This window comes from Embleya sp. NPDC059213 (assembly GCF_042754445.1).
In the GTDB taxonomy this organism is placed as follows: domain Bacteria; phylum Actinomycetota; class Actinomycetes; order Streptomycetales; family Streptomycetaceae; genus Embleya.
In genome coordinates, this window is sequence record NZ_JBHZAV010000245.1 from 1 (window position 1) to 12,293 (window position 12,293).

Annotated in this window: 12 protein-coding genes; 11 read left to right on the top strand and 1 reads right to left on the bottom strand. The window is 72.3% G+C overall.

Annotated features, from left to right (window positions below):
* The first annotated feature begins 343 nt into the window (after positions 1-343).
* The 7 genes from ACFXMF_RS43340 (at position 344) to ACFXMF_RS43370 (ending at position 6,947) form a co-directional block, all read left to right on the top strand.
* Positions 344-1,546 carry a cytochrome P450 gene (locus ACFXMF_RS43340; RefSeq protein ID WP_360324049.1) on the top strand — a complete coding sequence of 401 codons (1,203 nt, stop codon included), beginning with the start codon at positions 344-346 and terminating at the stop codon, positions 1,544-1,546.
* Between the two features lie 20 nt (positions 1,547-1,566).
* Positions 1,567-2,586, top strand: a complete 1,020-nt coding sequence (locus ACFXMF_RS43345; RefSeq protein WP_379992695.1) for an L-tyrosine/L-tryptophan isonitrile synthase family protein — start codon at positions 1,567-1,569, stop codon at positions 2,584-2,586.
* Between the two features lie 186 nt (positions 2,587-2,772).
* On the top strand, positions 2,773-3,837 hold the full coding sequence (locus ACFXMF_RS43350; protein ID WP_379992694.1) for an iron-siderophore ABC transporter substrate-binding protein: 1,065 nt from the start codon (positions 2,773-2,775) through the stop codon (positions 3,835-3,837).
* Positions 3,838-3,859: 22 nt separating this feature from the next.
* The gene (locus tag ACFXMF_RS43355; protein WP_380021160.1) at positions 3,860-4,897 is read left to right on the top strand and encodes a FecCD family ABC transporter permease; all 1,038 of its coding nucleotides are present in this window, start codon (positions 3,860-3,862) and stop codon (positions 4,895-4,897) included.
* Entirely contained in the window at positions 4,894-5,949 is a 1,056-nt protein-coding gene (locus ACFXMF_RS43360; RefSeq protein WP_360324035.1) for an iron chelate uptake ABC transporter family permease subunit, read from the top strand. The genes ACFXMF_RS43355 and ACFXMF_RS43360 overlap by 4 nt, the downstream gene beginning before the upstream one ends.
* Positions 5,928-6,794 carry an ABC transporter ATP-binding protein gene (locus ACFXMF_RS43365; protein ID WP_379992191.1) on the top strand — a complete coding sequence of 289 codons (867 nt, stop codon included), beginning with the start codon at positions 5,928-5,930 and terminating at the stop codon, positions 6,792-6,794. Before ACFXMF_RS43360 ends, ACFXMF_RS43365 begins: the two co-directional genes overlap by 22 nt.
* Positions 6,795-6,818: 24 nt before the next feature.
* Complete coding sequence (locus tag ACFXMF_RS43370; protein ID WP_379992192.1) at positions 6,819-6,947, top strand: hypothetical protein; 129 nt, start codon at positions 6,819-6,821, stop codon at positions 6,945-6,947.
* Between the two features lie 170 nt (positions 6,948-7,117).
* Here the strand turns inward: ACFXMF_RS43370 and ACFXMF_RS43375 are convergent, their stop codons facing one another.
* A complete protein-coding gene (locus tag ACFXMF_RS43375) occupies positions 7,118-7,717 on the bottom strand; it encodes a TetR/AcrR family transcriptional regulator (protein WP_379992193.1) in 600 nt (199 codons plus the stop codon).
* Between the two features lie 193 nt (positions 7,718-7,910).
* On the opposite strand from ACFXMF_RS43375, the gene ACFXMF_RS43380 reads away from it, so the two are divergent.
* The 4 genes from ACFXMF_RS43380 (at position 7,911) to ACFXMF_RS43395 (ending at position 12,286) form a co-directional block, all read left to right on the top strand.
* Complete coding sequence (locus ACFXMF_RS43380) at positions 7,911-8,726, top strand: SDR family NAD(P)-dependent oxidoreductase (protein WP_379992195.1); 816 nt, start codon at positions 7,911-7,913, stop codon at positions 8,724-8,726.
* The gene (locus ACFXMF_RS43385) at positions 8,723-9,364 is read left to right on the top strand and encodes an NAD(P)-dependent oxidoreductase (RefSeq protein WP_379992197.1); all 642 of its coding nucleotides are present in this window, start codon (positions 8,723-8,725) and stop codon (positions 9,362-9,364) included. Before ACFXMF_RS43380 ends, ACFXMF_RS43385 begins: the two co-directional genes overlap by 4 nt.
* Positions 9,365-9,535: 171 nt before the next feature.
* A complete protein-coding gene (locus ACFXMF_RS43390; protein ID WP_379992198.1) occupies positions 9,536-11,674 on the top strand; it encodes an MMPL family transporter in 2,139 nt (712 codons plus the stop codon).
* Between the two features lie 108 nt (positions 11,675-11,782).
* Complete coding sequence (locus tag ACFXMF_RS43395; protein ID WP_379992199.1) at positions 11,783-12,286, top strand: peptidylprolyl isomerase; 504 nt, start codon at positions 11,783-11,785, stop codon at positions 12,284-12,286.
* The last annotated feature ends 7 nt before the right edge of the window (positions 12,287-12,293 follow it).

Here is a 12,293-nt window from a genome sequence, read left to right on the forward strand (position 1 = left end):
CGCGCCACACCCGGCCGCGGGTGGGCGGCCCCCACCGCTCGCACCCCCGCGCGCCCGCGGCCCCGGTGCGGGGCCGCGGGGGGGGGCGCGGCACGGGCGGTGAGGTGGCCCCGGGAGACGGGTTCCCCTTGGTCGGAACCGGAGTCGGGGTGCGTCCGACTACTCGAATATGTATGCCCCCGCGCGGAACCCGCACCAGGAAGACCCACCCCCCGTGACTGGGGTCGAGCCCGGCACCCGCACGTCCGCACCGGACCCGAACGCCCCCGCACCGGGCCCGAACACGGCGACGTCCAGCCCGAACCGCGTTGAGCCGGAACGTGATCGCGCCGAAGTCGTCGAGTTGTACGGGCGGGCGTACAAACGTGATCCCTACCCGCTCTACGCCGAGTTGCGAGAGCGTGGGCCGGTGCATCGGGTGCGATTTCCCAGTGGGGTCGGGGCCTGGCTGGTCACCGGGTACGAGGCCGCGCTCGACACGCTCAACGATCCGCGGTTGGGGAAGAATCACGACCTGGGGAACGATCGCTGGCGGGCCCTCGCCTCGATCATGCCCGAGCCGCAACACGCGCAACTGCAGGTGCATCTGCTGCATCAGGACCCGCCCAAGCACACCGCGATGCGGCGCCTGGTGACCGACGCGTTCGCCCCACGTCGGATCGACGCGCTGCGACCGCGCATCCGACACCTCGCGGACACGCTGATCGACGCCATGCCCGTGACCGGCGGCGCCGATCTCGTCGCGTGTTTCGCCGCTCGTTTCCCGTTCCTGGTGCTGGCCGAAGTCATCGGCCTCCCGCCCGAGTCGGCGGCCGGATTCCGGCGCGAGTGGTGCAAGGTGGTCCAGCCGGTCGGGCCGCGCGATCCCGGACGTGCCGACTACGAGGGGCGGTTGCGCGCGCTCCAGGGCTACATCGCCGACGTCGTCGCCGACCGGCGCGCCCACCCGGACGAGGGCCTGCTCGGCCGACTGGTCGCCGCGCACGGTGCCGGCGACCTCACCGACCAGGAACTGGACTCGATGGTCTTCCAACTCCTGGTCGCCGGACAGGAACCGGTCACCAACCAGATCAGCACCGCGCTGACGACCCTGCTGCGCCATCCCGAGCACCTGGCCCGACTCCGCGCGGACCCCTCCCTGTTGCCCGGCGCAGTCGAGGAACTCCTCCGCTACGACAGTGCCTTCGAGCTCACCACGTGGCGTTTCCTCGGCGCGGACGACGACCTGCACGGCACCGTCGTGCCCGCCGGCGACTCGGTCATCGTCTCGCTGTGCGCGGCCAATCGGGACCCGAAACGTTTCCCCGACGCGGACACCCTCGACTTCGACCGCAGCCCCAACCCGCACCTCGCGTTCGGACACGGCATCCACTTCTGCCCCGCCGCCACCCTGGCCCGGGTCGAACTCCAGGTTGCCCTGGGCGCCCTGCTGGCGCGGCTGCCCGACCTGGCTCCGGCGGTACCGGTCGAGGACATCGACTGGATCCCGGCCGTGCTCGCGCGCGGCGTCGACGCGCTGCCGGTCACCTACCGCGCACGCGACTGAGCACGCGGAGCAGCCGACCCATGCACGACGCCCGACCCCGCGACCCCGCACACCCCCTCGCGGTCGGCGCCGCGATCCTGAACCTCCTGCTGCCCCACCGGCGCGCGGCGGAGCAGGAGCGCCGGCCCGGCCGCGACGCCGCCGCCGAGCCCGAATCGATCACCGACTTCCCACACCAACTCGACCGCCTGGCCCGCTTCGTCGACCGCGACGAACCCGTCGTGTTGACCCTCCCGGCCTTCCCCTGCAAGTCACCCAATCCGAACAAGGTCCTGGGCCGGCTCCCCGACGAGGGCGAACGCCTGAGCCTGGCCTTCCTGGACCGACTGTGCGCCGCGATCGCCCGCGTCCACCCACCCGGCGCCCGGATGCTGATCTGCTCGGACGGCCACGTCTTCGCCGACCTGATCGGGGTCCCGGACCCGCACATCGACGCCTACGCCGACGAACTGCGCGCGATCATCGCCCGGGACGACCTGCGCCACCTGGGCGTCTTCGACCTGCGCGACGTGCGCGGCGAGGAGACCCACGAGCGCAAACGTGCCTGGCTGCACGCGCGACACGCGCCCGGCGTCGCGCAGTTGCGGGCCCAGGTGCGCTCCGACGAGGACACGCTGCGCCTGTATCGCGGCATCACCCGGTTCCTCTTCGAGGACGCGGTGGACTTCCCCGGCACCCGCTCGGCGCTGCAACGCGAGTGCCGCACCCGCGCGTACGGCGTCATCCAGCGCAGTCGCGCCTGGGGCGACCTGATCGCCGAGCGGCACCCGGACGCGCTGCGCCTGTCCATCCATCCGCAACGACGCGGCTCGGAGAAGTTCGGCATCCGACTCCTGGACGCCCCGGACGTGTGGGCCACCCCCTGGCACGCCACCGTCCTGCATCGCCCGGACGGTCGCCCGCACCTGCTCCACCGCGCCGACGCGGCCCGCCTGGGGGTGCTGGTGCACCGTGACGGACGTCCCAGCCACTACCGCCAGGAGTCGGCGGCCCGCCCGGCGGCCGACCGGCCCGACCCGCTCGGCGCCGGCCGGCGGTAGATCCGGGAGGGCCGCGGAACCGAGGGGCGCATTGAGACACACCGGACGCTTAGCTTAGGCTTGCCTAACAAGTGCGGCGCATTCGGGTCGTACGACGCCGCCCCTGCTCGGTGACGCACCGCAGTGGAATCAGTACCGACTGTTTGGTTGGCAAAAACCGCCCGGTCGGACAGAAAGAGGTCATCGATGTCCCCGCTCCCCATCGGTCTGCTCCGTCGCCGCCTCGCGGTCCCGGCCGCCGTCGCCGCACTCGCCCTCACGCTGGGCGCCTGTGGTGCCGACGACAAGGACGCCGAGAGCGACAAGGCCGGTGCGCCCGCCGCGCCCGCCGCCACGCAGGCGGCGTTCCCGGTCACCATCAAGAGCGCGCTGGGCGATGCGAGGATCACCGGGAAGCCCGAGCGGATCGTGACGCTGGGCCAGGGATCGACCGAGACCGCGATCGCGCTGGGGCAGGTCCCGGTGGGCATCGAGAGCTACGAGTGGGGCAGCGACAAGTCCGGCTACCTGCCCTGGGTGCACGAGGCGGTCACCAGGACCGGCGGCAAACTGCCCAAGCAGATCAAGGGCGGCGAGGAACTCGACATCGAGGCCATCGCCGCGCTCGACCCGGACGTCATCCTCGCCCCCTGGTCCGGCCTCACCCGGAAGCAGTACGACCTGCTCAAGGACATCGCGCCCACGGTCGCGTATCCGGAGAAGGCGTGGAGCACCGACTGGGACCAGCAGATCGACATCGTCGGCAAGGCACTGGGGCAGCCGGACAAGGCCCGGGACCTGACCGCCAAGATCAAGCAGCAACTCGCGGATGCCGCCGCAACCCGGCCGAACTACAAGAACGTCACGTTCTCCTACATCTACACCACCGGCCCCGGCACCCTGGGCGTGTTCAAGCCCGAGGAACAGCGCGTCTCGGTGGTCTCCTCGCTCGGGCTCAAGCTCGACCCGATCGTGAACACCTTCCCGGAGACCGACGGCACCGACTCGGCGATCATCGGCCTGGAGAACGCCGACAAGCTGGCCGCGAGCGACGTCGTCTTCACCTTCTACACCGATGCCAAGACCCGCCAGGAGATCGAGGCCCAGCCCCTGTACGCGGCGATACCGGCGGTCAAGCGCGGCGCCGTGGTGGCGAGCAACGACAACCCGTTCGTCACCGCGTCCTCGATGATCAACCCGCTGACCGTGCCGTGGAGCATCGAGCGCTACCTGCCGCTGATCGACGCCGCGGTCGCCAAGGCCGGCAAGTAGTCGAGGCCGAGACCCGACGCGGATGAGTGCCGATTCGCGCCTGCGTACGACCGGCGTCGGTGCCTCGCGCACCGGCGCCGGTCGTACGGTCGCGCTTTTGACCGCGAGCCTCGCGCTCCTTGCCGTGGCGCTCCTGGCGAGCGTGATGTTCGGCAGCAGGACGACCTCGTTCGGCGACGTCGTGGCCGTGCTGACCGGCCGCGGCGACCCGTACCTGACCACCGTGGTGGAGAGCCGCTACCCGCGCACCGCGCTCGGCGTGCTCGCCGGCGCCTGTCTGGCCGTCGCCGGCACCCTGATGCAGGGCGTCACCCGAAACCCGCTCGCCGACCCGGGACTGCTGGGCATCAACGCCGGCGCGGCGGCCGGCATCGTCACCGGCACCGCGTTCGCCGGCGCCACCGGAAGCTGGGCGGCCCTGTGGTGGGCCCTGCCCGGCGCCCTGCTCGCCGGCTGCTTCGTGCACGTCCTGGGCGCGGGCGGGCCGGGCGGCAGTCCGGTGCGACTGGTGCTGGCCGGCGCGGTGTCGTCCGCGGTGCTCGGCGCGTACATCCAGGCGGTCGCGCTCAGCAAGCCCAAGGTCTTCGACAGCTACCGCTACTGGGTCGTCGGCGCACTGGGCGGACGCGACTGGGACGTCTTCTGGTCGGTGCTGCCGTTCGCCGTACTCGGCCTGTGCGTCGCGCTGTTGCTCGGCCCCGGCCTGAACGCGCTGGCCCTGGGCGACGAATCGGCCACCGCGCTCGGCGCCGACCCGGCGATGCTGCGTGCGGGCGGCCTCGCGGCGGCCACCGTGATCAGCGCCGCCGCCACCGCGGCCGTCGGCCCGATCGCCTTCGTCGGCCTGGGTGTCCCGCACATCGTGCGCGCCCTGGTGGGCACCGACTTCCGACTCCAGGTCGGCTTCGCCGCACTGCTCGGGCCGGCCCTGCTGCTGCTCGCGGACGTCGTCGGCCGAGTCCTGCTGCGTCCCCAGGAACTGATGGTGGGCGTGGTCACCGCGTTCGTCGGCGCGCCCGCGCTGCTGATCGCCGTACGCCGGATGCGGGAGAGCGGATGAGCGCGTCGAGGGAGACCGTGCGCCCACGCGGCTACCTGCGGATCGGGTCGGTGATCGCCCTTCCGGTGCGCGGCGCCGGCGTGCTCGCCGCGATCGTCGTACTGGCACTGACCGTCGCCGCCGCGGTCGCCACACTGACCCTGGGTCGGCTGGGCATCGCCCCGGGCGACCTGCTGCCCGCGGTGTTCGGCGGCGCGGAGGGCAAGGAGAAGTTCGTGCTCAACCGGCTGCGCGGGCCGCGGCTGGTGGTGTGCCTGGGGGCGGGCGCGGCCTTCGGGCTGTCCGGCGCGCTGTTCCAGACCGCCACCCGCAACCCGCTGGCCGGCCCGGACGTGATCGGCCTCAACAGCGGCGCGGGCGCCGGAGCGGCGATCTTCGCCCTCACCCTGCCCGGCGACACCCCCGTGTGGATCGGCGCGCTCCTGGGCGCGACCGGTGCGATGGGCATCGTGCATCTGGCCACCGGCAGCGGCTTTCGCGACCCGGGACGCCTGGTCGTCGCCGGCATCGGTGTCGCCGCGATCGGCACGGCCGTCACGCAGTACGTCGTCTACGTCGTCGAACGCGACAAGGCGAGCGCGCTCAGCGCCTACGTCAACGGCAGCGTCGCGGCCCGCTCCTGGGACGACGCGACCACCATCGGGCTGGTCCTGCTCGTGGTGATCGGCCCGGCCGTCGCCCTGTCCCGGCACCTGGACCTGGGCGAACTGGGCGACGAGACGGCGCGCGCCCTCGGCGGCAACCCGGGCCGAACCCGCACGTCGGCCGTCGTACTGGCCATCGTGCTGTCCGCCGGCGCGGTCACCGTGGCCGGCCCGGTCGCCTTCATCGCGCTGACCGCGCCGCAGATCGCCCGCCGACTGACCCGCGGCACCGGCCCACACCTGGTGTTGTCCGCACTGGTGGGCGCGCTGCTGCTGACCGTCGCCGACCTGGCCGCGCAACAACTGCCGTACGTGGAACCCCTGCCCGTCGGCATCTACACGCTCGCCTTCGGCGGGGGCTACCTCGGATACCTGCTGACCCGCGAATGGAGGAGTGGACGACTGTGAACGGCAAACCGGCGCCCGCCCCGGCCGGGCTGAGCGCCCGCGAGCTGACCCTGACCTACGGCCGCGCCCCGGTCGTCGAAGGCGTCGACCTGGACATCCCGCCCGGCGGCCTCACCGTCATCGTCGGTCCCAACGGGTGCGGCAAATCCACCCTGCTCAAGTCCTTCGCCCGGGTGCTGGAGCCGGTACGCGGCACGATCACCCTCGACGGCAGGGACGTACACACCCACCGGGGGCGCGAGTTCGCCCGCAAGGTCGCGCTGCTCCCGCAGAGCCCGATCGCGCCCGAGGGGATCAGCGTGCGCGGCCTGGTCCGGCGCGGGCGACACCCGCACCACACCCTGCTGCGCCAGTGGTCGCCGGACGACGACCGGGCGATCGCGTTCGCGCTGGACCGCACCGGCCTGACCGACCTGGCCGGCACCCCGGCGGGCGACCTGTCCGGCGGTCAGCGCCAACGGGCCTGGATCGCGATGGTGTTGGCCCAACAGACGCCGATCGTGCTGCTGGACGAGCCGACCACCTTCCTGGACATCGCGCACCAGTACGACCTGTTGGAACTGTGCGCCGAGTTGAACACCGAGGGCCGCACCATCGTGGCGGTGCTGCACGACCTCAACCAGGCCGCCCGGTTCGCCTCGAACCTGGTGGTGATGAAGGCCGGCCGGGTCGTCGCCGAGGGTCCGCCCGCCGACGTGCTCACCGCCGCCCGGGTACACGAGGTCTTCGGCCTGGCCTGCGACATCGCCCCCGACCCGCTCACGCACACCCCGATGGTGATCCCGCACGCCCGCTCCTCGACCGTGTCGGCGTCGCGGACTCGCCGACCACGATCGCTGCGGTAGCAGCGACGGCCGCCGCCGTCCCCGGTGCCGGAGTCGGTCCTGGTCGAGGGCATGGGCCACAGCCTTCCCCGCGAACTGTGGTCCCGATTCGCCGCGTTGATCGCACAGTTGGTGCAGCGGGCCGAGGCCGCCGCCGCCGGTCGATCGCGCTGAGCGGGTGAACGGTCCGCCGCCCGTGGGGGACGGCGGACCGTTCGGCGCACCGCCGGACCTGGTTGGGGGGCAAGTCTCCGGCGGCTCCGGCGAATGTATCCGTCCGCACCGACACCGAGGCCGATCCGAGCGAGCGTGCGGCCGGTGAACCGGGGTGCGGCGAACCGGCCTCAGTCGCCCGCCGCCGCGTACACGGCTGTCACGGCGGTCGCCACCAGGGCGGTCACCGCCGCCGGGTCCCGGGCGGGATCGCGGCGGGCCAGGCCGTCGTAGGTCTCGAAACCGGTGAGCTGCCAGATGACATCGATCGTTTCGTCGGCGGCCGTCTGCTCCCGGGCGTCCAGCAGCGTGGTCAGCGCGGTGCGGCGCATGTCGTCGCGCTCGCGGAGCAACCGGTCCAGTTCCGAGTCCATGACGGCCATGCCGCGCAGCCGGCGGATCACGAGCGGATCCGAGGCCCAGAAGCGGCAGAAGCTCTCGGCGAACCGGCGTAGCGCCGTGTCGGGATCGGCGGCGGCGAAGGCCGCCGGCAGGTCGATCTCCGCCCGGGTGGCGAGCGAGTCGAACAGGGCCTCCAGCAGGCCGGACTTGCCGCCGAAGGCGTTGTAGATCGTCTGCCGGGACACGTCCGCCGCCTTGGCGATCGCGTCCACCGAGATCTGGGTGGGTTTCGGGGCCGCCAGCAGCGCGCGGGCGGCGGCCAGAATCCGCTGCCGGGTCTCCTCTGCGGCGGATTGGCGCTTGTCGGACTTGTACACACGCGGACTCATGCGGCTTGCCCCTTCCATCATTTTGGATTTACTGTCTGTCCATTGAATTCTACGCGACCCACCGGATCGCGCCTACCCCGGCCTGCCCGGAAGCGTTTTCGGGCCGACCGCGATCGCTCGTCTCCCATCTCCGACTCCGACACGCGACCGCCGACCCCGCCCCTTTCGACCATCCTCGATACAGGAGTGCACCATGACCACCCCACAACCGCTCGACGGCCGCGTCGCGATCGTGACCGGCGCCAGCCGCGGCATCGGCGCCGCCACCGCACGCGCCCTGCACCGCGCCGGAGCGGCGGTCGTACTCGCCGCCCGCAACGCCGACGCGCTGGCCGCGCTGGCCGCCGAGATCGAAACGGCCGGCGGTCGCGCACTCGCCGTGCCCACCGACGTCACCGACGCCGCCTCCGTCGAACGCCTGGTCGGCGCGACCGTGGAGCGATTCGGGCACCTGGACGCGGCGGTCAACAACGCGGCCGGCGGCGGCCACCCGCCCACCCCGCTCGCCGACGTGGACGTCGCCGACTTCGACAGCGCGCTGTCGGTCAACCTGCGCGGGGTCTTCCTGGCCATGAAGTACGAGATCCCCGCGATGCTCGACTGGGGCGCGGGCACCATCGTCAACATGTCCTCCACCGCCGGACTCCAGGCGGTCGGCGGACTGAGCGGCTACGTCGCGGCCAAGTTCGGCCTGATCGGGCTCACCCGCACCGCCGCGCTCGACTACGCCGACTCGGGCCTGCGGGTCAACGCGCTCGCGCCCGGACCGATCCACACCGAACAACTGGAGGCCGCCGGCGACCAGGCCCGGCAGGCCGCCGCCCAGGCCATGCCGATGCGGCGGATCGGCCTCCCGGAGGAGGTCGCGGCGGCGGTGGTGTGGTTGTGCTCGGACGAGTCGTCCTTCATCACCGGCGCCACACTGCCGATCGACGGCGGCAAACTCGCCGGCTCGCCGCCCTTCCGTCGGCCCGCCGCCGGCCCGCGAGCGAACCGGACCACGACGTGAACCTGCTCGTCGTCGGCGCGGCCGGCGGTACGGGCGCCCGCCTGGTCGGGCAGGCCCTGATCGCCGGCCACCACGTCACCGCCCTGGCCCGACACCCCGAACGCATCACCACGCGCCACGAACGGCTGCGCGTCGTGGCCGGCGACGCACTGGACCGCTCCTCGATCGACGTCGTACTGCCCGGCCACGCCGCCGTGCTCAGCGCCCTGGGCGCCACCACCCGGGCCCGCACCACGATCTACTCGCAGGGCACGGCCAACCTGCGTCGATCGATGGCCGGCGCGGGCGTGCGGCGGCTGATCTGCCTCTCCTCCGGTGCCCTGGACTCGGGAGCCGGTACCCCGGCGGCCCAACGCCTGGTCACCCGGCTGATCATCCGGCCGCTGCACCGCCACGCCTACGCCGACATGCGGCGCATGGAGGACGACCTGGCCGCCGACGACACGGTCGACTGGACCGTCATCCGGGCCCCCATGCTCAGCAACGGACCACACACCGGCAGCTACCGATTCACCCACGACGGGGACGACCCCCTGGACCGGCCGACGCAGATCTCCCGCGCCGACCTCGCGGACTTCGTCCTGGGCCACCTCGACGACCACGCCGTCTTCCGGCGCCGCGTCTCGCTGTCGTACTGACCGCGGCTTGTCGCGGCACTCCTTCGTAGCGGCACGCCTTGCACCGGCACTCCCTTGTCCCGGCACTCCCTTGTCCCGGCACGCCTTCGTGCCGGGACACCTTCGTGCCGGCACCGCCTCGTCCCGACACCGCCCGGCCCCGACCGGGCCGCCGAGCCAAGAGGAAAGACCATGTCGACAACCCGGGCGGCGACCCCGCCCTCCGCTCCACCGAGACCGCCCGCACGCGGCTGGGAGCGCTACGCCCGCCTGGTCGCGGGCCGCCGCTCCAAGTGGGCCGTCCTGGCGATCTGGGTCGTGCTGACCGCCGTCGGCGGATCGCTCGCCGCGAAGATCGGTTCGGTCCAGGACAACGACCCGCAGACCTGGCTGCCCGCGAACGCCCAGTCGACCAAGGCCACGGACGTCGGCGAGAAGCACTTCGCCGACAAGAACGTCAGCACCGCCGTCGTCGTCTACGCCCGCGCCGGCGGCCTCACCGACGCCGACCTGGCCAAGGTCGAAGGCGACCGCACCACGCTCACCACGAAGGGCGCCGCGGCCGGAACGGTGCCCGCGCCGGTCGTCGCCGAGGACCGCAAGGCGGTGTTCCTGAGCGTCCCGCTGCGCACCGCCAAGAACGACGGCGAGGTGCTCGGCGACGGCGTCCACGCCCTGCGCGACCTCGCCCGGGCGAACGCGCCGAACGGGCTCGACGTCAGGATCACCGGCCAGGCGGGCAACGTCGCCGACTTCATCGACATCTACTCCGGGATGGACGTCGCCCTGCTCGGCGCGACCCTCGGCCTGGTCGCGCTGCTCCTGCTGATCACCTACCGCAGTCCGGTCCTGTGGCTGATCCCACTGGTGTCCGTGGCCCTGGGCGCGCAGATCGCGAACGGGGTGGTGTACCTGCTCGCCAAGCACGCCGGATTGTTGGTCAACGGGCAGAGCGCGTACGTACTGACCGTCCTGGTCCTGGGGGTCGGCACCGACTACGCGCTGCTGTTGGTCGCCCGCTACCGCGAGGAACTGCGCCGGCATCAGGACCGGCACGAGGCGATGACGCAGGCGCTGATCAGGTGCCTGCCGGCGATCACCGCGTCCGCGCTCACCGTGATCGCGGCGACGCTGTGCCTGGTGTTCGGCAGGATGAACTCCACCCGGGGGCTCGGCCCGGTGGTGGCCATCGGGGTCGCGGTGGTGTCGTTGGCGATGACCTCGCTGCTGCCGGCGCTGCTGGTGATCCTGGGCCGCTGGACGTTTTGGCCGTTCGTGCCGCGCTACGCGCCGGACGCCGCCGCCATATCCTCCGCCCGGGCCGGTCGCGGGTTGTGGGCCATGGTCGCCTACCTGGTGGGCCGCTCGCCGAGGTTGTTGTGGATCGGCACCGCACTGGTCCTGGGGGCACTCGCACTCGGCGCCGTCGCCACGAGCACCGGCCAGACCCAGGCGGAGCAGTTCACCAAGGAGGTCGACTCGGTCGGCGGCCAACGACTCCTGGCCGCGCACTTCCCCGCCGGATCCGCCGCGCCGGCCGACGTCTACGTGCCCACGGGCGCAACCACGACCGTGCTGGCCGTACTCGACGGCGTGCCGGGCGTGCGATCGGCGACCGTCGACCGGTCCGCGGGTGGGTGGACCCACCTGGACGTGGTCCTCGCCGACGCCCCCGACACCCGGGCGGCCCGGCATACCGTGCAACTGATGCGCAGCACCCTCGACCACGCGCCCGGAGCCGCGTCCGACGCCGTGGTCGGCGGCCAGAGCGCGGTTGCCCTCGACACCTCCGACGCCCAGGGCAGCGAGGAGAAACTGCTCATCCCGCTGGTGCTCGGCATCGTGCTGATCATGCTCGTGGTGCTGCTGCGGGCGCTGGTGGCACCGATCGTGCTGCTGCTGTCGGTGGTGCTCTCCTATGCCGCCGCGGTGGGTGCCGCCGTCCTGGTCTTCCGTGCCCTGGGTCATCCGCGCATCGACCGGGGGCTGCTGCTCTTCGGCTTCCTCTTCCTGGTCGCGCTCGGCATCGACTACACCGTGTTCCTGATGACCCGGGCCCGGGAGGAGGTCCGCCGGCGCGGCCACCGCGAGGGCATGCTGACCGCGCTGACCGTCACGGGCGGGGTGATCACCTCGGCGGGGATCGTGCTCGCCGCCACTTTCGCGGTGCTCACCGTCATCCCGACGGTCACGTCCCTACAGCAGGGTCTCCTGGTGTCCATCGGCGTGCTCCTGGACACTTTCCTGGTCCGCAGCCTGCTCGTGCCCGCCCTCGCGCTGGACATCGGGCCGCGCATCTGGCGCCCCGGCCGACCGGAGCGCAACACCTGAACCGTCGAGCCGGGTGAGGGGAGGAACGGGGGTCGGCGTCGGTCGGGGAGCAGTGGGCCGAGGAGCCCCCGACGGGTCGGGCCGCGCGAGTAGGGCAGGATGGGCGTCATGAGCAACGTCTACTTCGACATCAGCATCAACGACGCCCCCCAGGGCCGCATCGTCTTCGCCCTCTTCGACGAGGTCGTCCCGGAGACCGCGCGCAACTTCCGTGAATTGGCGACGGGACAGCACGGCTTCGGCTACGCCGGTTCGCCGTTCCACCGGGTGATCCCGGAATTCATGCTCCAGGGTGGCGACTTCACCCGCGGCGACGGCACCGGTGGCAAGAGCATATTCGGGGAGAAGTTCGCCGACGAGAACTTCACCCTCAGGCACGACCGCCCGTACCTGCTGTCGATGGCGAACGCGGGCCGCAACACCAACGGCTCGCAGTTCTTCATCACCACCGCCGTCACCTCCTGGCTCGACGGCAAGCACGTCGTCTTCGGCGAGGTCGTCGAGGGCAAGGAGCTGGTCGACCAGATCGAGAAGCTCGGTTCGCGCTCCGGCGCCACCAAGGGCAAGATCGTGGTCGCCGCGTCGGGCGTCGTCGACGCCGCCAAGGGCTGAGCACCGC